Annotated in this window: 15 protein-coding genes and 1 tRNA gene; 1 reads left to right on the top strand and 15 read right to left on the bottom strand. The window is 49.2% G+C overall.

The genetic code is table 11. From position 1 onward, the window contains the following. Positions 1 to 110 precede the first annotated feature (110 nt). Positions 111 to 1,310 carry an ROK family transcriptional regulator gene (locus SMSP2_RS13025; RefSeq protein WP_146684475.1) on the bottom strand — a complete coding sequence of 400 codons (1,200 nt, stop codon included), beginning with the start codon at positions 1,308 to 1,310 and terminating at the stop codon, positions 111 to 113. A gap of 337 nt (positions 1,311 to 1,647) precedes the next feature. On the opposite strand from SMSP2_RS13025, the gene SMSP2_RS14915 reads away from it, so the two are divergent. Further along, on the top strand, positions 1,648 to 1,812 hold the full coding sequence (locus SMSP2_RS14915; RefSeq protein WP_186804729.1) for a hypothetical protein: 165 nt from the start codon (positions 1,648 to 1,650) through the stop codon (positions 1,810 to 1,812). Positions 1,813 to 1,985: 173 nt separating this feature from the next. Here SMSP2_RS14915 and SMSP2_RS13020 read toward each other — a convergent pair whose 3' ends face one another. The 14 genes from SMSP2_RS13020 to SMSP2_RS12955 form a co-directional block, all read right to left on the bottom strand. Next, complete coding sequence (locus SMSP2_RS13020; protein WP_186804728.1) at positions 1,986 to 3,608, bottom strand: IS1634 family transposase; 1,623 nt, start codon at positions 3,606 to 3,608, stop codon at positions 1,986 to 1,988. A 622-nt stretch (positions 3,609 to 4,230) separates the two neighbouring features. Beyond that, on the bottom strand, positions 4,231 to 5,598 hold the full coding sequence (locus SMSP2_RS13015; protein ID WP_146684473.1) for a hypothetical protein: 1,368 nt from the start codon (positions 5,596 to 5,598) through the stop codon (positions 4,231 to 4,233). Positions 5,599 to 5,653: 55 nt separating this feature from the next. Continuing rightward, a tRNA-Gly gene (locus SMSP2_RS13010) sits at positions 5,654 to 5,724 on the bottom strand. Between the two features lie 77 nt (positions 5,725 to 5,801). Then, the gene (locus SMSP2_RS13005; protein WP_146684472.1) at positions 5,802 to 7,988 is read right to left on the bottom strand and encodes a peptidase U32 family protein; all 2,187 of its coding nucleotides are present in this window, start codon (positions 7,986 to 7,988) and stop codon (positions 5,802 to 5,804) included. Further along, complete coding sequence (locus SMSP2_RS13000; protein ID WP_146684471.1) at positions 7,963 to 8,472, bottom strand: hypothetical protein; 510 nt, start codon at positions 8,470 to 8,472, stop codon at positions 7,963 to 7,965. The genes SMSP2_RS13005 and SMSP2_RS13000 overlap by 26 nt, the downstream gene beginning before the upstream one ends. Next, on the bottom strand, positions 8,469 to 9,950 hold the full coding sequence (locus SMSP2_RS12995; RefSeq protein ID WP_146684470.1) for a hypothetical protein: 1,482 nt from the start codon (positions 9,948 to 9,950) through the stop codon (positions 8,469 to 8,471). The genes SMSP2_RS13000 and SMSP2_RS12995 overlap by 4 nt, the downstream gene beginning before the upstream one ends. 55 nt (positions 9,951 to 10,005) lie before the next feature. Further along, entirely contained in the window at positions 10,006 to 11,553 is a 1,548-nt protein-coding gene (locus SMSP2_RS12990; protein WP_146684469.1) for a type II secretion system protein GspK, read from the bottom strand. After that, positions 11,550 to 12,410, bottom strand: coding sequence for a PulJ/GspJ family protein (locus SMSP2_RS12985; RefSeq protein ID WP_146684468.1), 861 nt, complete (start codon positions 12,408 to 12,410; stop codon positions 11,550 to 11,552). The genes SMSP2_RS12990 and SMSP2_RS12985 overlap by 4 nt, the downstream gene beginning before the upstream one ends. Before the next feature lie 2 nt (positions 12,411 to 12,412). Next, positions 12,413 to 13,039, bottom strand: a complete 627-nt coding sequence (locus SMSP2_RS12980; RefSeq protein WP_186804727.1) for a type II secretion system protein — start codon at positions 13,037 to 13,039, stop codon at positions 12,413 to 12,415. A gap of 2 nt (positions 13,040 to 13,041) precedes the next feature. After that, a complete protein-coding gene (locus tag SMSP2_RS12975; protein WP_146684466.1) occupies positions 13,042 to 13,617 on the bottom strand; it encodes a pilus assembly FimT family protein in 576 nt (191 codons plus the stop codon). A gap of 55 nt (positions 13,618 to 13,672) precedes the next feature. After that, positions 13,673 to 14,119: a type II secretion system major pseudopilin GspG gene (gspG, locus tag SMSP2_RS12970; protein ID WP_146684465.1), complete on the bottom strand. Its 447-nt coding sequence runs from the start codon at positions 14,117 to 14,119 to the stop codon at positions 13,673 to 13,675. A 67-nt stretch (positions 14,120 to 14,186) separates the two neighbouring features. Next, the gene (locus SMSP2_RS12965) at positions 14,187 to 15,395 is read right to left on the bottom strand and encodes a type II secretion system F family protein (RefSeq protein WP_146684464.1); all 1,209 of its coding nucleotides are present in this window, start codon (positions 15,393 to 15,395) and stop codon (positions 14,187 to 14,189) included. A 73-nt stretch (positions 15,396 to 15,468) separates the two neighbouring features. Further along, complete coding sequence (gspE, locus tag SMSP2_RS12960; protein WP_146684463.1) at positions 15,469 to 17,172, bottom strand: type II secretion system ATPase GspE; 1,704 nt, start codon at positions 17,170 to 17,172, stop codon at positions 15,469 to 15,471. A 31-nt stretch (positions 17,173 to 17,203) separates the two neighbouring features. Further along, the gene (locus tag SMSP2_RS12955; protein ID WP_186804726.1) at positions 17,204 to 20,398 is read right to left on the bottom strand and encodes a secretin N-terminal domain-containing protein; all 3,195 of its coding nucleotides are present in this window, start codon (positions 20,396 to 20,398) and stop codon (positions 17,204 to 17,206) included. Positions 20,399 to 20,473: the final 75 nt, after the last annotated feature.

Raw genomic sequence — 20,473 nt, 5'->3', positions numbered from 1 at the left:
TGAATTTGATAAAATGAATAACAAATTACAATTTTGTATCATAATTACACCGCGACATACAATATTGTAATTAAATACAACTTTGTAGCCGCATTGACGGCGGCTGTCCTTTAAAATGCCATCTTCTCTTCTAAGACCGCCCTGGCACAGCCGATTACGAGAGCATCTTCCCCTGCTTTGGCCGGAACAATCGTTATCTGACGTGCCGTGCTGTCGTAAACCTCGGTTTTTATCGCGGAGAATATAGCTTCTTTCATAGCATCAAAGCACTGCAGAGCGACATATCCGCCGAGAATTATTTTCTGCGGATCATAAAAGTTTATCGCGACGGCAACCGCCGAGGCGAGCTGTTCGGCAATATCGCTCTGGAGCCTGATCGAGTAGCGGTCGCGGCTCTTTACTGCCAGGGCCAGCTCTGCTATAATACTCTCGGGCAGCATATTATCATCGCATCTCTCTGACAGAGAAGTATTTACACCATTTTCTATGTCGTGCCTTATGCGCCGTGCAATGGCCGGTCCGCTTATAAACGTCTCCAGGCAGCCGAAATTGCCGCAGCCGCACTCGGGGCCGTCCGGATCTATTACAATATGGCCGATTTCGCCGGCATTGTCGGTTGCCCCTCTAAGCAGCCGCCCGTCCGAGATAATATGAGAACCCACTCCGCTGCCTACATTTACATACATTACGTTTTTGTCGCCCGCGCCGGAAGACTCTGTCTCTGCCAGCAGACGGGTACGTGTTGTAAACATCGATACCGGGAAACAAAAGCGGCTTTGCAGCATCTCTTTTACGGGCACGCTTTTCCAGCCCATCGGGCTTGAGAGTTCTACCGAGCCGTCAGATTTGATTGTGCCGCTAAGCCCTACTCCAATCCCCAGAACACTTTGCGGATCGATGCTGTTACCGCTGAGCAGTCCAAAAGCACAGCTTGCAATCTGGGAGCAGACATGCTCGGGCTCGTTGTTATCAAGGCGGATCAGCTTTGATTCTACAAGCTCTACCTCAAAATCGAACAACCCTATCCGAAGCGAGTTCGGGCTGATATCAACGCCGAGAATAAACGCCCCTCGGGGATTGATGCTTATTATCATCGGTTTTGGCCCGCGGGAGCTGCTGGAACCTTTTGACTCGTTTATCAGCTGTTTGCTTCTAAGCCGTGAAATTATATAGCTTAATGTTGAGACGCTCAGCTTTGTCCGACGGCGCAGCTGGGTCTGGCTCATACGCCCGTAGCGGCTGAGCATACATAGAACGAGGTGTTCGTTGCGAATGCCTATGGCTTTTAAATCCAGCGGTACATTTGTCATTGCCAAGCGTCCTGGTCTTGTAACATATAAAAACCTGTCATCATATTGTTCTTTTCAAACGGGGGATTTTACCAGAAAACCAGGGAAAATCTACATTTTTTCATATAAAGACATAGCCTGCTTCATGTTCGGTTTCTTCTCCGGTTCACGGCCTTTGAATTTAACCCCTTATGAGGTCAAAATATGATAGAGAATCAGAGGCAGCGATCTGATACGGTTTTTTATCAAAACAGGCGGCGGAAACAGTGAGAATTCCGGCCCGCTGTATATCGATGATATTTACCTGGAAAACACCGCAGCGGTCAACCTCAAAAATCCGCTCTGCCCGCTTCCGGATATGTCCGGCGATTGTTTCAGAGACTATATCGATTACATGATTTTCTCACTATGGTGGCTTGAAAAAGACTGCGGTAAATGCGGCGGTGCGGACCTTAACGGAGACTCCTGTGTGCTGCTGGACGATCTCGCCGATTTTGCCAACGGCTGGCTCATACAGCTATAATTCCGCAACGCAGGCAGCATTTTTTCTGGAGTGTCACGGCAACATTGTAGAGCAAATTCACGAATTTCCCGACTTCGGCGGTAAATTGACGTAAGTCCTTGTAAATAAAGAACTGGAGTTTTTATGTAGGCACTACAAAACCCCTGTTGGCGAAAAATCGGTTTGGCGGCAGGTCAGCTCAGCCGGTACGGAGTGGTATCGACAGTCAGTCCCAGAGTCTTGTATATTTTACGGGCATCCTCATTGAACTTTGAGGGCAGAACATACCGTCGGTTATTGCCGGTGTGATAAAGGATGCTGACCTGTATATGGTTGAGGGCGTTTATCATACGCCCGGCACTCATCTGCTCAAAACGCAGCTTGAGCCTGTAAGACAGCTGATTTAAACAGGTTAAAGCCAAAAAGCATATCAGGATATGCGCCCTGATCCGCCGCGGTGTCCAGTGGTACACCGGCCGTATCTGCAAATCATGTTTTGCAACGCGGAAGCAGTTTTCTATCTGCCAGAGACCATGGTAATGCTCGATGACATCATTGTCACTCAAATCCCTGACGTTAGTGATTACGCCGTGAAGGCCGTCAAACCTTGCCGCCTGGGCATACTTCACTTGATCAATCTCAATTTCAGCATTGCCGGCGATTTTCAGGAAACGCTTATAGCCGTAGTTGCTGATTAAACTTTCAGGTTTACTGCTCTTTTCGAGCTTCTTTTGCAGTTTATCAATCGCCTTGTCCCTGTCATGGCTGTTCTTGCGGGCAAGTTTATCATTATAGGTAACGATAAGCCTGCGGCCCTGACCGTAATCAAAACTACGCAGAGGCTCTCTGGATCCGGTAACCTTATCTGTCCAGTAACTATCCAGGTTTTTAAGACGTGCAGCCACGATATATTCCAGCTCTGAGGTTTCCAGATATTCCAGGTTGTTCCTGCTGAGCATGGCACTGTCGGCGGTAAATATCACACGCTGGATATTGTACTTTTGCTTGAGTCTTGGAATCATGGTTTTGAGGGTATGCCCCTCATATTGATTGCCGAGGAATACTTCATAGCCTATTGTCAAGCCTTCAGATGTTGCCATCAGGCCCAGAACAACCTGGGGCTGATTGAATTTCATGTCTTTGCTGTAGCCGTTCTTTTTGAGCTCATCTTCGCTAAAGGATTCAAAATACAGGGTGGTACAATCATAGAATATCACGCTTATCTTATCGTTAAGCAGGCTTTTAGCTGATTCATAAGCCAGCTTCTGGGCCTTCTCGATCAGCTTCTCATCGACCCTGTCCATCATGCGGTAAACGCCGTCAAGGGATAGGTTCAGGCCGAAGTCCTGCGATAGGTCTTTGACACTGGCCCGTTTGCTCTCCGGGTTGGCTATGCGTGCCATTGTTATGTTTCGCAGGTTCTTTGCCGAGGCCTGGTTTCTTGAGCCGAAGAGACTCTCAAAGCCGATCTCATCATAAACCATGCCAAATGCCTCGTGTATGCCTGTGACAAAGCGGCTTTCTTCGCAGAGCTTTTTGAGGTTGACCTGCAATACCTCGTCTTTGTCGGCCCTGCTGCGGGCGGCTATTGCCGCCTCGGCAAGCTGTTGGGGCTTGAAGAGAGAGGGAGTTTTCTCGGTCTCCAGCTTTGCGATCTCGTGCTGTGCGAAATCCCTGAGCCGCTCTAACTCCTTGTCAGTAAATGCGGTACCAAGATGACGTACTATCCTTTGGCGAGGCTGATTCTTCTCGTTACGGTAACTCTCGACGATCTGTACTGACCGCTTCGGGCTGTTCTTTGATGTCTTTACTCGCATAAACATGCCGGAATTATAACATATCCGGCCACCTTGTCAATAATAAAATAAAATTAGGCACTACAAAGCCCTTTTCAAAATAAAACTGCACTCAGGATACCAAAAATAAAGATTTTAGACAAATTCTACAGCAAAACCGCCGAAGTCGGGAGGCAGCATTTTTCTTCTGGAGTGTCACGGCAACATTGTAGAGCAAATTCACGAATTTGCTCCGAACGCGAACGCTCGCCCAAACGGGAAAAACATCCCGTAAGTTGGGCTTCCAGCCCGACACTTGACGGTAAGAGTACACGCTTTAGCGTGCTTATTTTCTGCGTTTAAGCATTTACAGGCTAAAGCCTGAACTCTTGCGGAGGTTTCTCACAATCAAATCTAATCCCCGCCGCCAACGCCAGTTATTTACCAATCCTGTTAATCCTGTCCAATTTACATTCGTAATTCGTAATTCGTAATTCATATTGCCTGTTATCTTTTGTCTGAACTAACCGCTCCATCACTGTCGCGGCTCTGATTGTTTATTGTCTGCGTTTAGACATTTACAGGCTAAAGCCTGAACTCTTACGGGGGATTTCGCATTCTTGTAATATCTATAAACAAGTGAAGAACGGCTCTGATTGTTTCTTCACTTTTGTCTATTGTCCGTAAACTTTGGTGTGAGTTTGCGTTTTATAATCAGGAAGATAACGCTCAGTGAGAACGCAAGGAGGATAAGCATCGCCGCGACCTTTGCGATGTGGTTGACTAATTGGCGGCTTTGATCTGATGTGTGTTCAATAATCTGGGCCACAGCCTGGCGGTTATTGATAGTCTCGTTGAGTTCGTTTATTGCGGCTCGCAGTTCCGCGGCGGCGGCTGTTATATTTCTGGCGGCTTCATTGTAATCCCTGACTGTGATATCGCTGCGGGGTTTATCTTTGCCGGCAAGGTCTCTGGCTTCCAGAAAAGATCTGATAGTTTGGACGGTTTCGGTAACGGCATCGGCCGTTTTGCGGAATTCAATCGCCGCGTCGCTGTATTGCTGCGAGGTGCCGGCTAATTTCTGTGTTATACTTTTAACGTTCTCTGTAGCTCTAAGTGCAATATCAGCGGTAGTTTCTGCCTGTTTGAGGGTCTGCTGAAGGTTTTTCTGCTTTTCATCGAGGTTCTGCAAGAGTGATTCTGCTTCTTTTTTGATACTTGCCGGCAGCTCTGAGGCGGTTTTAGCGAGTTTGTCCGAGCTTTGGGCAACTCCTTCTATTGAATTGAGAGCACGTTTAACCGTATCAATATTCTCAAGCTCCATAAGAAGCAGCAGGAGCTGCCATCTTGTGTTTTCCGGCATATCTCTTACAGTTTCGTTGAAACTCTGGGCGGCTTCACTGACATTGTTAATAGCTATGGCGGTTTTGTCAACACCTTCCATTGCCCTGAAAGGAGAAAGCGGAATTGCCAGAACCCTCTCAAACGGGCTTTGTTCCCCGGGTTTGGACTCTGTCGCGTACATAATCAGATTGGAGGCCGTTTTGTTTATTGGGTTTTTACGTGCGAACCTGTACACTTTTTCTTTTGTGTCTTTATAAACATCTTCGCTGAAAAGGCTTTGCACCATTTCGTCATAGCGGTTTGTTACTTTTTTGTAATTATCGACAACAACCTGCTGATATTGGCCGTAAAAATCGCTGCCTTCGCCGCTTTCAAAAAAATCTGAGGTTCTAACCAGCAGCGACCATGTTTCTATGATGCTTATAATCACATTGGGTTTGTCTATCATGGTGTTAAACGCCTGCCGCATTCTTACCCTGAACATGATAAACTTTTTCTGATTACGAAACTCAGGGCTTGAACTGTCGATTTGCAAATTGACCTTATCTGCAAGGTCTTTTAAATAAACTTCAAAGTCATTGAGTGCGCGGCGGGCGTCTTCCTGTGATTTGACGGAAAGCTGAGGAGTATCTGCGCCGGAGAGAGTGGTTTGCGACTTATTACTGCAACCGCAAGTTAGACTTAACACAGAAGCTGTGATAATAATGAGACTAAGAAAGTTTATCCGGAACTCACGCATAAAAAGCGGGTGATGGGAATCGAACCCACGTGACCAGCTTGGAAGGCTGGAGCTTTACCATTAAGCTACACCCGCGAATGGAGTTGATATTTTAGTGTTCGATGTTGATTTGTCAACAGTAACCCTGAAAAAGTCAAAAAACTCCGTAAATGTCATGCCAGAGTGCGGTTATAGTTAAACCTGTTGAATCTTATGCCGGGCTGCATAGGCGGGATACGCCTGTGTATGAGTGCTTTTATGGTCTGGATCAGGTTTTCATTGTCGTTGATGCCGACAGTGTCAACAGCAAGGCTGTTTACTCTGATACGCGGATTTTTCGTATCTAAAAGGCACATCGGCTCGGCAGACCTTAGCACGGTCAGGCCGCCGAGCGATTTGGACGGGCGGATTTTTATCCCGCGTTCATCTTCAAGCACGGCATCGGGCGAGAAGCACTTTCCCGCCGCGCGTGTGTACATAAGAGCAGGGAAACCATAAACATACATCGTCAGCGGCAGAGGCGAGCATGAGCAAAGCTGCTCGATCTGTTTTTTGTCCGCTTCTATGCTTATATAGGCGGAGTCTATGCCGATCTGTTTGTAAGCCAGTGCCGCAGTGTGATTTAGTATTGCCATGCCCGGACCGGCGCAGCAGCGGGCTCCAGATTGTCTTGCCAGATAAAATCCGCCCCAGCTGTTGACCTCGACGGCTATGCCGTATTTGGCGGCGGCTATGGTCAGTTTTCTGTAAGCCGGCAGCCGGTCTTCGTAAAATACCGGCGGCAGGGCTATTACGCATTGTTTGGGAAGTGACATAACCGCCTTTTGGAGCTTTGAGTCTTCTGTCGGAATGTTCTCAATAATGATTTTTTTGAACTGAAACAGCAATTTTCCCATCAGCGGCAGTTTTTCGTAATCCACCCGAAGCGCATCCACTCTTTCGCCGAGCTCTTTTTTGTTTCGCGGGTCAGGTTTTTTCCGCTCTATAATATCCCGAACATTCTGGGGCAGGTCGATACCTTGTATTTCCCTCGTGGGCCGTTTTGCCGATGTTCGCAATATGGCGGCAGTCTTTTCAACTACAGCCGAGATATTGCGTTTTGCCATGATTAAAGCGGGCTGGTCAAAACTGCACGTTCCGAGCTTGTAACCCTCTATCTCTGTCTCCTGCAGATTCTTCTCAATGGTTGATGCCGGCAGGCCGCGTCTGGCTTTTTTCACGGCTGTCAGCGGCATATCAAAATTCCCCGCATCAGAATCGACGTTTTCAGATATCACTTCGCATTCAATCCGTCCCGAGCCGGTTTTAACTTTCAGGTGAAAAACCGTCTCATCGTTTTCTTCTTCCGTTGGATTGAGCTCTGATTGAGGTATCCGGGCGGCTGTTTCTTCGTTAGAAGGTGTACGGCCGGATTCGCCGCACATATCTGTCCTTTGGCCGTCGAAATAGCCGCTTGTCATATCCCGTCCGGTGTAATCGCCGAGGGGTTTGAGCAGGGCAGAGACTTCTTCTAAAGTGTCTCCGTCAAGCAGTTTTCGATAGGCGGAGACTGCCCGGCTGACCCATTGAGCCTTTTTGAGTCTGCCTTCGATTTTCAGGCATGACACTCCCAATTGTCCGAGCTTCTGGATGTGCGGCGCCATTTCCAGGTCGTGCATTGACATTCTTCTCTGCGGGTTCTGCCCGTTTATCCGCCATATTGCGCGGCAAGGGCTTGTGCATGTGCCGCGGTTTCCGCTGCGTCCGCCGCCCCAGCTGCTCATAAGGCATCTGCCCGATACGCTGAAACACAAAGCCCCCTGTATAAACACTTCTGATTCTATTCCATCTACATCGCAGCAGGCCTGTATTTCCTGCTCGCTGAGCTCCCGTGCCAGTACCGCACGGCTGAGTCCGAGCTCTTTGGCGGCTGATATCGCGGCGGAGTTTTCGATTGCCGCCTGTGTGCTGAAATGGAAAGAGATAGATGGGTAAAGCCTGATCAGCGGCAGAAACATCGGATCAGTTACAAGAACCGCGTCAACCCCTGTATCAGATGCGGCGTGGAGTATTCTCGCGGCGACTCCGGTCTCGCGGCATGAAACCATGGTGTTCAGCGTGAGAAATACTTTGACCCCGTTTTTGCGGGCATACTCCACTGCGCCGCGAAGTGCCGAGAGGCTGAAGTTCTCGGCGCCTCTGCGAGCGTTGAGGCAGTTGAGACCGAGATAAACCGCATCGGCACCGGCCTCTACGGCGGCTTTTAAGGCCTCTGGCCCGCCGGCCGGCGCGAGAAGTTCTGGTTTGTTCTTTTGGTGGGGCATATCAGCAGTATTTCCCGAAATAAAGATGTTCTCAGTTGAGCGTATAGATAAAGTCAATAGTAGCTTTCCAGGTGTCTTTCTGTTCTCTTTCAGATATCAGCTTTATCGTCTGGCATTCGAGGTTTGGCCATTCGTATAAAATCTGCGAGAGGAACTTGGCAAATGTACTTACCGAGACTTCGTCTATCGCAACGCGGGCGTTCTGTGTCCTGGTGTCTTTGCTCTGTCTTATGCTGCGGACGTTAATATTATATTGATCTGTTGGAATTTTCCACCTCGCGGCAACCTCCGAGACGGAATTAGAGTAATGAAACTCTTTGCCGGCGGCGGCTTTGGCTGCGTTTGCTATTCTTGCGGGGTCAAGCTCGTAGATTTTCGCGCACTTTTCGTTGAGCTGGGTATATGTGGATGCCTGTTTCTGCGCGTCCCGGGCAACAGAGGGCACCATCAACAGATTTACAATCAGCGCGGCTATCAGACTTAACAGAAGAATACCCGCAAACCAGTAGTTTATTTTTTTTATTTCATATCCTGATATCATTGTCCTGCTCCTGCTAAGGTAACTGAAGAAGCGGGCTGTTTTGAGACGTCAATTCTGATTACAAATTTGTCGTCCGCTCCTTCCTGCTTCAAATCTTCCTGGGAGACGGTAAAGAAATCGTTTTTTCTCAGCATTTCGATAAGTTCCAGGGTGTATCGCCTGCCGGCGGTAGTTCCGTCAAGCCGGATGGTTTTGTCTGTTACAGAAATGCTTTCAACTTTGATTCTGTTATTCTTGTCGGTATTGCTCAAGATGTTAAAAATCTGTATAAGCATTCCGCTGACGGTCTTGTCGCCGGCAGTATCGCCGGATTTGATTTTTTCCAGCTTTGCGATTTCTCTGTCTATCTCAAGAATCGGATAACCTCTGGGATTTCGGCCGTTCATGGCGAGTTTGTACTCGGTTTTAATCTTTTCAGTTAACTGATTGTGCTGAGATTTGAGTTTTAAATATTTTGATGTACCCAATATTGTAAATGCTATCAAAATTACCGCCGCGGCAATCATGGCTGACTGGATGAATCTCTCAAAAACTTTTATCCGCCCCTGATACGGCATATAACTGCGCCTGAAATTGACGGGCTGGTATCTGTTCGAGCATACCAGTGCTGCTCCGGCAGAGACGGCGGCCCTTAGCCGGAAATCTGTTGAACTGTATTCAAACTTTTCGGGCAGGTCAGTTATCTTTTCAATATTCGCCACGGGTATATCCAGGTGGTTCTCAATCTTTTGCGGCGGTATCTGTTCTGTAATGAATACCTTGTCCGGGTCTATTTCGAGCGATTTCAGTGAAATAAAGAGTTTTAACTCCCTTGCCAGCCTGACCGCCGAGCCTTTTGCCCTGTGGCTGAAGAGAAAACTCCGCCCATAACCGCCGCATGCATCGTAGCCTGCCATGATATAACAGGAATCATCGGTTATTGCCGCGAACAGCGGAGAAGAGCTGCCGGAGGTGTTACATTTTGAGGCTGATATTATTCGTGAGAGGCATACCACATCCGGTTCTATCGCCACCGGATCCAGGCCCTGTTCCTGGAAAGATGTGATTATTCCGCGGATTAGAGATTTCTCCGTCAAATACACGCCCAGACGGGTTCCCGCCTGTTCACGTGCGAGCGTCTGGTAGGTAAGAGCGTAATGATCAACATTCTGTCCGATAATCTCTTCTACATCGAAACCTATCGTCCTGGCTATGCGGGTGTTGTCAGAGAATCTGGAAACGACAATATACTGCGTGTAAAGGCTGTTGTCTATACATACCGATACCGGCAGGTTTGTATAGCCGCGAGAAGATATATCCTCAAGCAGTGCCCCGAGGTGTTCGAGGCTCTGGGAAGAAGAGTCTTCCTGCGTTTGCCCCGGTTCCAAATCTCGGCTGATAACGTCCTCGATAACGGGGCCGCCGGTGAGGGTGCTCACAAGGACTCCAACAGCCGTTTTTTTGCTGATATATATGCCTAAATATTTATTATGTTCCAAGTTTTTCTCCGGTTCTGTCTTATCTTCTGATAAGAGCATATTCTCACAGGCCGAGTCAGTATGTTACCGTTACAATTTTTTTAACCGTCGTTCTGGCCTTTATTACAGTTGATACAGTCTCAACAATAGCGCTGCCGCAACTGGCCTTTATTCTGATTGTGAATAAAATACTCTCAGTAGTCAACATTTCTTTTACTTTATCAATCGATTCTTTGTATCCGTATGCCTCTTCGCTGAGCTCATCGAGTTCCTTATACGGCTCAACCAGCCTTCTGTTTATGATCAAGTCGGCAATTTTATCGCCGTCGCCGCCAAAAGCGAACACCGCTTCGAGTACGTGTCTGGGGGCTGTGTTTATATTTACCTTGTACGAGCCCCACAGACCGAGGTATTTGAGAGCGTTTTCGCCCTTAAGTCCCCAGCCGGCAATATCTTCTGTTAGAGCTGTCTTGTTTATTCCGTTTCTGAAGAGCAGGGCGTAATCCATCCTGTGCATGTACGACGAGCGGTTTGTTGTAACTGTTCTGTAGCGGGTGGTTTTTCTGCCGCTTGAGCTTGTTGTGGTAACCGGTTTTCTCTCTGTGATACGTATCGGCCGCAGGTTGAAATTAAAAGTTTTGGTCTGGGCAATTTCGTCGGTTGAATCGAGAAAATCGAGAATATCTTCCTCCGCCGCCCCCATCCACTCGAAGAAAGTATAAAAACAGGCGTCTTTTTCCGGCTCTATGTCATTTTGCGGGTCATCCAGAAGTGCCAGCGTTACAGGCAGTTTTGCGTTTTCGTCTTCAATGGTAATCTCAACCTGGCAGTCATCGCCGAAATCCATAATCTCCGGTTCTGCCAGAAGCGGCCATTGCGGACCGTATGGGCCGGGGATTTCCAGTCCACGTTTGAGCTCTTCCCAGCTGGGCGGCTCGGGCTGTTCATACTGGCTGAACAGATCGCCGCTGCTCTGCATAGCAATAATCGAATCCAGAGAATTTCCATTGACGCCCCCCCCGCCGTTGCCGCCGGTATCCATGGTCTCCATAAGGATATCCGCTGTGAGCGGCCGGTTTGTCTGCTGCTGATACACATCGGCTATCATCTCGTTTATCTGCTCGGGCAGAAAATCGTCTCTGGTCAAGCCCTGGTCGCGGATATCTTTGTAAACCGTTTCCCGCGCCTTGTGAACTGCTTTGATGTTCTCTCTCCGCCGGGTCTGGGTGGTCTTCTTTTCCGCCGCGGCAAGCCAGGGGTTGAGCGAGATGTTTCCAGACTCGTCTTCTATATACATCTGATCTTCGAGCTGCATGGCCCATTCTTCTATTAGAAGATTGTAACTTTCCTGGTCAAGGGCGAATACGTCGGAGTAGTCCGGTGCCCCACTGCGGTCAACGAGTGTGGTCGGCATGTCTTTGAGCCGTGCCAGGGCGTACCTGATGGCAGATGATGAAGCGTATCTGGCTTTCTGGTACGATACGAGGTAGCCCAGGCGGTGTCTTCTGACCGACATACGCGACAAAAGAGCATACGTCGAGACAGTCAGGACTATCAGAGCTCCCAGCAAAAAGAACAGGGCAATGCCGCGGCTTCGGGTTTGTTTTATTGCGGCCTTTTTCATTCCGGCAGCTCCTCCGGCACAGCTAAGGGCGAGCCCCGGCCATTATCTTCTTCTGTTTGCGGGTCTTCATTTTCTTCGTCCTCGGTTTCAGCCTCTTCTTCTTCGCCGGTTCCGTAGATCGCTTCGAGGTCTTTCTTTTCAAATCTGAACTGAAGGTTCTTTTCTCTGTTTAGGGCGATCATGCGGGTATATATATCTTCCTGAAGCAGCTGAAGTGAGCCGTCTATGCCGACTATCGGGTCAGAGAAGGAGATCTCGCCGCGGATTCCTGTGGGCATTGTTTTGCCGCTCCAGCTGTCGCCAAATGCCTGGCCGTTGTAAACTTCGAGTTTGAAATATGTTATCCCATCGCAAACCGGTACAAAAATCATGTTTTCCGGATACTCGCGTGCATGTGTATCGAGTACAGGGTCTTCCGGGCCCAGGCCTGTGCGGCCGCGGTAGAGGATTAGTTTGTCGGTATCTATGTTGTAGTCCGTCTGCCAGATGATAGTCTCGAATTCCACGGGTTTGTTATCGCTTCCGTAAAGGAGATTCTTTATTTCGAGCTTGAAAATCTCATAGCCGTTGTTCTGTCTCTTTTCAAGGCTGAGGCTCACATCAAAATCAGCGGAGCCGATACGGTCGAGGTCTTCTGCCAGCAGCTGCATTACCTCCTCGGAGAGAGAAGACTTGTTTATCTCTGATTCAATAGACCGCAGAGACCTTTGTATGTTCATGTAGAGCGCCACCGCGGTAGAGACTACCATTGCCGAGATTATAAGCCCGGCCAGCAGCTCTGCCATTGTAATCCCCCGAAATCTGAGGGTCTTTATCTCCGGCCTGGCGGCCGATATGTTTTTTGCCGTATTAAACATATTTATTGCCCTATAGCCCAATCGAGAAATTCGTCTTCTGTAATCTCGCCGGCCTGGAGTTTTCTTTCCATTTCATTGAGCTCGCTGTCCTGAGAATCGGAGATGCCGTTTTCATCTCCGGAATCAAACCCGTCATCAGAGCCGGAATCGCCGTCTTCATAGCCAAGCTCTTCGAGGTATTCTTCTTCCCGCTCTTGCTCATCGAGGATCTGCTTTTTCTGCCCGACGTTAAGCTGTGTGAGCCAGTGTTCGAGCCTGAGCTGCTGCCATTGTCCGTCGCTGTCGGGATAGTACGCGATGCTGTAGGCCTTGAGCCACATGTCGTTGTCAAGATTTGCCGGAGTAAAACTCTCAACGCTTACTTCCCATTCGATCTCGGGATATTCTTCGCTGAAACCCGATTCGATATACTCTTTGGTGGAGTTCTGGGCAATAATCATTTCCATATTATCCCGGGCCACTTCAAAAGCCCTTTTTTTCAGGTTCATCTCATCGCTTTTGTCAAACATGTTGTTTACAACGACCAGCACGGATACGGTAATCATGCTTAGAATGACAACAGATGCCATTGCTTCGAACAGGGTGAAACCTTTTGCAGGATTATTAAGATGTTCTCTGGTCTTTATCACGTTTAAAATGGCAGATTAAATACCGGTTGAGGAATCATTACGTCATAATCGTACATCTGTATATTATTTCCCAGCCGCTGAATCAGTATTGAGTGGAGCATTCCCTCGTTGTCAAAGAAAACGACTTTTCCTCCGTAGTCCCAGCCTGCGCGGCCTGCGACAAAAAATGCCCGGCCGGTTTCCGCTGTAGCATCTATTGTTTCTTCTGAATCGTCAAACTGGACATAGTAAAGCTGGCAGTCCTGCGAGAGATACACGATGTCCATTATGTCCTCGTCTCTTAACGTCTCAAAATTTTCGCTGTAGGGCTGCGAAGTGTTGACCTCGTAGAGTATGCACGCGTTTACCATAAAATCCACCATAACGCCGTACCGCCGGGGCGTCTGGGATGCAGAGTGCGAGGCAAGCTCAAACATACGCTTTATGTCTGACGCCTGGCTTTTGAATTTTATTTTGGGCAGGAGATGGCTTACAGAGACAAAGGTAAAACCCGCAACCATAGCCACTATAAAAAGGCATATCGAGGCTTCAAGCATTGTAAAGCCGCCGGGCCTGCGTTTTTTTTTCTTTCCTGCCATACATGTATTACAATTTATTAAGTTGATTCACAAGCCTCGAAGTCGTTAGTTCATATCAGTAGGCATCAGTGCTTGAGAGGTCGGCGTTAACGCCTTCTCCGCCGGGTTCTCCGTCAGCTCCGAAGCTGAGAATATGGAACGGTTTGCCGCTTGGCGGGTACAGCTCGTAGTAAAATTCGTTGTCCCAGCCGTCGAGCGGTATTTCGGTGGTTTCTATGTATCCGCCTTCCGGGTAGTTCGACACGTCACCGGGGTCTTCTATTAGTATAATAAGCCCCTCTTCCTCGCTGGGGTAGCGGCCGGTGTCACTCTTAAACTGGTTGACGGCTCCGTGGAGGTTTTTCAGTTTTGCCCGTGTGGTGGTGATCCTGCCCCTGTCGGTAAAGTTGCCGATATTGAGGGCTACCAACCCGCCGAGCAGTCCGATTACGATAAGCACCGCCATAAGCTCAATCATACTGAAACCGGCGATTCTTTTTTTGTTGTTTTTGGCTTTGTTCATATTTTCCTCTTATTCAAATTTATTTCTGTTTTCAAATCTCTACTCTCTACTTTCTACTATCTACTCTCTATAACGCTGCCTGGGAGAGCTGAATCATCGGCAGCAGCATCGCAGATGCCAGTATTCCGATCATTACCGCTATCCCCAGGATTATAGTCGGCTCGACAAGTGCGTTTATCCTGTCTATCAGGACATCGGTGTCCGCTTCGAAGCTCTCACTTATACCCTTTAGCATGGCTTCCAGTTCGCCCGTTTTCTCACCTACGGCGACCATGTGGGCAGTTGTCGGGTCAATAACACCGCTTTCTACCAGAGGCGTCGAGATGTCGGCACCGCTTAGGATTCTGTCGCGTGCTTTTTTAATGGCGTTGTTCATGACCTGGTTGCCGGTAACCTCTGAAACGACCCTCAGCGATTCGGCCATCGGCAGGCCCGCTCCCAGAAGTGTGGACAAGGAGGAGCTGAAACGGGCTACAGTGGTCTGTTTTACAACTCTGTTTAACACCGGAATAGAGAGCAGCAGCCGGTCTCTGACCAAAGCCCCGTATTCAGATGCGGTAAAACGTTTGTAGGCGTATATCAAAAGTGCGATGGAAGCAAAAATCGCCAGCATCCATTTCCACGATTTCAAAACATCGCTAAGGCCCATGACAAACTCTGTTATCCAGGGCAGCTCCTGGCCCGAACGGCGTATTTCGCCGGCGACTTTTGGGATTGTGAAGGTTGTCAGGAAAAAGAATGCCACCATCCCGAAGAGCAGGAGAAACACCGGATAAATCAGGGCGGTAGCGATTTTGCCCTCGAATTTTGCCCGTTTTTCCATGAAGCCGGCAATTTTTAGAAGGCTGTCTCCAAAACTTCCTGTCATCTCGCCCACACGCACCATGTTGACGTAGATAACTCCGAAATATTCCGGATAGTCGCTGAGGCCCTCGGCAAATGACTCGCCGGTCATTACGCGGTCGCGAATGTCTGTAAGGACGCTCCTGAACTTCACGTCGCTGACCTGTGATGTCAGAACCGAAAGGGCTTCGGTGAGCTTGATGCCGGAATTTATAAGTGTCGCAAGCTGCTTTGTAAAGTCCATCAGCTGTTTTTTGTTGGTCTTTCTGCCCAGAGAAAACCCCGACCGCTTGTAGGTAATCTCTTTTATCGATATTGGTGTCAGAGAGCGTGTCTTTACCTGTTTTCTGGCGGCGTAGGAATTCTCCGCGGTCAGTGTTCCTCTGACTTTTTTGTTGTTCAGGTCATAAGCTGTGTATTTGTATCGAGGCATAATTTATAAGTTATTAGTTAACAGCTAAACGCTTCATAGTTGGGTTTGAGCCTTAAACATTGCGGCTTAAATTTTAAACCATGTCTGATTGTGTTACCCTCAAAACTTCTGAAATCGTTGTCTGGCCGCTCTTTACTTTCCTCAGCCCGTCCATTCTCAGGGTTTTGAGGCCCAAATCAAGTGCTTTGCGTTTTATGACGCCGGCAGATTCCTGCGCGTTTATCAAATCCCGCAGCTCATCGCGCATAAGCATCAGCTCGTATATTCCGATACGCCCGCGGTAGCCGGTGTTGAAACATTTCTCACAGCCCTGGCCGATGTAGAACTTTGAGCCGGCAATGTCTTCCTGGGTTGTGCCCATTTCGAACAATTCTCTCTCTGTAGGCACTGTTTCTTTTTTGCAGTACGGGCAGATCCGGCGGACAAGCCGCTGAGCCAGAACCGCGATGAGTGAAGAACTGACCAGATACGGCTCGACTCCCAGGTCAATGAGCCTGCTCACTGTGCCGGCTGAATCGTTTGTGTGGACGGTACTGAAAACCAGGTGGCCTGTAAGCGATGACTGGATCGCCATCCTTGAGGTCTCCTGGTCACGTACCTCACCAACCATTATGATGTCTGGATCCTGGCGGAGTATGTGCCGAAGGGCGGTTATGAAGGTGATGCCCTTTTTCTCTGAGACCTGCATCTGGCTGATTCCCTCGAGCTGGTACTCAATCGGGTTCTCAACGGTCATGATGTTTTTCTCTGATGAGTTAAGCCGGTTGAGGCTGGCATAAAGCGTGGTACTCTTGCCGCTTCCGGTGGGGCCTGTAACAAATATCACTCCGTGGCTGCGGTGGAGTATCCTGTCGAATATTTCGAGGTCATCGGGCCACATTCCCAGCTCTTCAAGCTCAAAAACGCCGGCACTTTTATCGAGAATACGCAGTACGCACCGCTCGCCGAAACTCGTTGGTACGGTACTTACGCGGAGGTCAATTTCACGCTGCCCCATACGCACGCTGGTGCGGCCGTCCTGGGGCATTCTCCGCTCGGCGATATCCATACCCGCCATAACCTTAATACGCGAAATAACCAGCGGCAGTATGTTGCGGTTAAGACTTAAAGCATCGTAGAGGATTCCGTCAACACGGTAGCGAACCTGGATCTTGCTCTCGAAGGGGTGGATATGTATATCACTGGCACGCATCTGCAGAGCACGGAAAAAGATGTCATTTACCAGACGGATAACAGGAGGCCGGTTGACCACATCGAGCAGGTCATCGGAGCTTGCCGCCTCGTCCATAAGCTGGTTGATGTTCTGGCTGTCGAGCTCTTCGGCCACTTCGTCCATAACGGTGTTTCGCTGCTCGTATGCCACATCAATCGCGGCGGTGATGTTCGCCTTGGTCGATATTTTCTGCTCTAAAGGCACACCGATCATTCTCGAGACGCTGTCGAGCGCGTCAATGTCAAAGGGATGGCCGGTGATAACCGTCATCATTTCGTCCTCATCGTTTTGGTAGCCGATGATAAAGTGCTGCTGGGCGTAAACGGCGTTTACCTTGTTGACGAAATCCTTAGGGACATTGGCCGGGTCTAACTCTTCAACGAATTCCACTTCGAGCGAATCGGCGATAAGCCTGAGCACGGCATCTTCGGTAAAGGCAGGGTTTCCCAGCAATACCTCATCGAGCGGGCGCGGGTCGTCATCGTTTTGCCCGAGCCAGGCCGCCAGTTCGGAAGAGGATACAAGCCCTGTCTTTTTAGCTGTCTTTAGTAGTAATTCTTTCATATTTTAATAACGCAAAAGAAAGCGTTGTCTGCTATTCCATCTCAAGGACGCGCTCGGGTCTTACAGGTTTAGAATCCAGTCCGGGCCAGTCCTGATACTGCTGGAAGTATGCTTCGGCTTCTTCAAACGCTCTGCGCTGTTTTTCTGATTCTTCTTCAAGGTCGGGCAGGCCGGGCCTCGACTCGTCGGGGCGTAATATATTGGCCTTGACAAATACGTACAGGCGGGACTGGTCGTCAGAATTTTTTATGCTTCTGAACAGCCCCCCGATTATGGGGATATCGCCGAGGATAGGCACTTTGCCGCCGCCTTTGCCCTGGTTGATTTTTGTCAGCCCGCCAAGAATAATAGTACTCTTGTTGGGAACTGTGATTATTGTAGTTATATCGCTGGAGATTGTGTCTTTTGGCCCGCTTACCGCGCTGCCGCCGGAGGGCGTATAGGTGTTGTTTGTGGTGCCGAAGTCAGTCCTGTTGAGTGTTATCTCAAGGCGAAGCAGGTCACCCTCGCTTATATGCGGTTTGATTTTCAGGGTAACACCTGCGTCGTAAGCATCCCACTGGACATCTGTGCTGGTATTGGTCCCCTGTTCGCCAAGCACATTTGTTGAGACGTTGGCAACATACTCTGTATTGCTTGTTGTTATCTCGCCCTCCTGGTTGTCGTTGACCAGCAGTTTGGGCTTTGCCATTATCCGGCCGAAACTCTTGTTGCGCATTAGTGTTAAAATCGACTCTATGTTCTCGTCGGAATAGAATCCTCCAAGCGTTCCCCCGCCCCATTCAAATTCGGCCTTTGAGCTGCTGGTTGAGGATGTTACAGGGCCAAATTTCACAAGTTCGGACGTGTTGCCCGTTAAATTTGTTACATTATCGAGGCTGTATTCAAACTCATCGTTCTGGGTAACCTCAACCAGTGTAACGTCAATTAGCACCTGCGGGCGTTTTTTGTCGAGGTCCTTGATGAGTGCTTCGATCCATTCCTGATCTTTGCGGCTGGCAAATACAACTATTGAGTTTGTGCCTTCGTCACCGGTTATATACACATCCGGTACGTTTTTGCCGGCCCCTCCGAAAAGAGAAGTTTTCTGCATCTTGCCGGTAGTTGAAGTTGTCCCGCCGCTGCCGCTGCCGCCTTCCATCTCGGCCTTTTCCTTGGCGACTGTTTCCACGACGCTGGTCAGGGTTTCCTGGATATCTTCAACGGATTGATTTTCAAGCGGATAAACACGCACAGGTGCATTGTCAATTTCCGGCTCCTGGTCGAGTGCCGGCAGTATTTCCTTTATCTTTTCATGCTGTTCGGCGGTCGCCTTTACCAGAAGTGTATTTCTGCCCGAGAGCACAACCACCACCGGCTGCTCTTCCGTGTTTTCCTGGTTGTAATTATAACGTGAAGAAATAGAACGCTGCTGCGCCTGCTGGCCTTGCGGTGTCGCCGTAGGGGTTACAGAACCGTAACGGCTGCCGTACTGGCTTGACTGGCCGGTGCTTACAAGGCCGAGTTCTTCGAGGTAGGTTACGGCTTCGTTGACATCGAGAAACTCGAGTTTGTACTGTTCAATATATCTCAAGTCCTGCTGGGGCAGATCGAAGCTGTCAATTAGCTCGTTGACCCTTGCAATCTGTTTCTCATTTCCAATAATTAGAATTCTGTTGGTTCTCTCGTCCGGTTCCAGATAAACCTGGTTGGGGGAGGCATCTCCAATTGAAGTGCTCTGCTGGCCGGGCCGCTGGGGAGGGTTTGGTATAACCTTGCCCTGGGCATCTCTGCGGATTGGCTGCCTTGTAGGGGCCTGCGGCTGAGAGGGTGTGTCGGCGGAAACAGAGACTTTTATATCTTCAAGCTGCTGGGCAAGATTCGCTACCTTCTCAGCGACTGATACCGCCTGGGTGTATTTCAGCTCACGGGTTGTGAAGCGGCGTTTCTCTCCGGGAAGATCAACCATTTTGAGTATCTTTTCAATGCGGCTCATCTGGTAAGCGTAGCCGGTTACTATGAGTTTGCCCGCATCAGGCAAATCCAGCACACTCTCGCCGAGGTACATGGTCTGGAGAACTGTCTTGGCATCGGCTGAAGATATATGTTCAAGCTCAAATGTCTGGGTTACGACAATATCGCCAGGTTCTATCTTATCACCCGCATCAACAAGTGTCGGCGTGGTCTGGTCAACCTTGGCCTTGGGAACGATTGATACAATGTTGCCGTTTCTTGACATCATCAGGTCTTTGAACCGGAGGGCAGATTCCAGAAGTGTGTATGCGTCTCTGACGGTTATACGCCCGCCGTCGGCCTTGAATGTGATTTCGCCTTTGACTTCATTTGCGTCGTAGAAATACGTTAGCCCGAGCTGTTTACCTACAAGGTCTATAAGTGCAGTGATATCAACCTTTTCAGGCAGGGTTATCGTTAATTCCAGCTCTGTGTCATCTGCCATGATATCTTCGAGCGTGTCAGGTTTTGAATACACCGCCGGCTCTGTTTGCAGGGCTTGCTGACGGGCGGCATTGGATTGCCCCTCCTCTGCGGGAGGGTCTGCCGTTTCTGCCGCGGCTCTCTCATCGGTCTGTTCTGTCGGCTCACCCGCTGTTTCGTCCGTCTGGTCCGGTTGCGGCGTTTCCTGTGGTGTCTGGGCTTCGGGCAGTTCTTCTTCACCTTCCGGTCCGACCGCGTTTAATTTCTGCACAGCCGCCAGAAGTTCACCTAATTTCTCATTGTCTCCCTCCGGCATCTGCTTAGACATGGTATAAAACGCAACCGCTTTGTTCACAGTCTGATATATTTCTTTTGGCGATGCTATGACAAGTTGGCCGTTTATGACCTCCGCCATCGCCGTTTGTGCATTACCGGAGGCGGCATTCTGGAAGGTGTCAATATTGGCTCTGCCTGACGACATTTGAGGTTTCAACGCATTGACCACGTCCCGGGCACTCTGTTGGCACTCGCCGCCGTTTATTATCTGATAGGCGGTTTTGTTGTCGAGTTTGGGAAGGATTGTCATTGCCGCGCGAACCTTTTCCGGCTCACCTTCAAATTGCAACTGAGGCGAATCAGGTTCCTGCTGATTAACGATTTCCATCAATCCCAGCTGGTCAAGATAGGCCAGAGCCTCTTCAATTCTGATTTCTTTGAGGGTGTAATCCGCTATGCTTTTGGGCGGTGCTGCGTTTTCCTGGGCCGTGCACAGGCCCGCGGTTAACAACACACTGCTTAAAACAAGCATCATACTAAGGCTGACTTTTTGGTAAGGTCTAATATTGAACCTCATTTTGAAGAGCATTTTAACTCCAGTTATACTATC

Origin of the sequence: Limihaloglobus sulfuriphilus (assembly GCF_001999965.1) — a bacterium.
Taxonomy (GTDB): domain Bacteria; phylum Planctomycetota; class Phycisphaerae; order Sedimentisphaerales; family Sedimentisphaeraceae; genus Limihaloglobus; species Limihaloglobus sulfuriphilus.
This window is presented reverse-complemented; position numbering and strand designations above follow the sequence as displayed.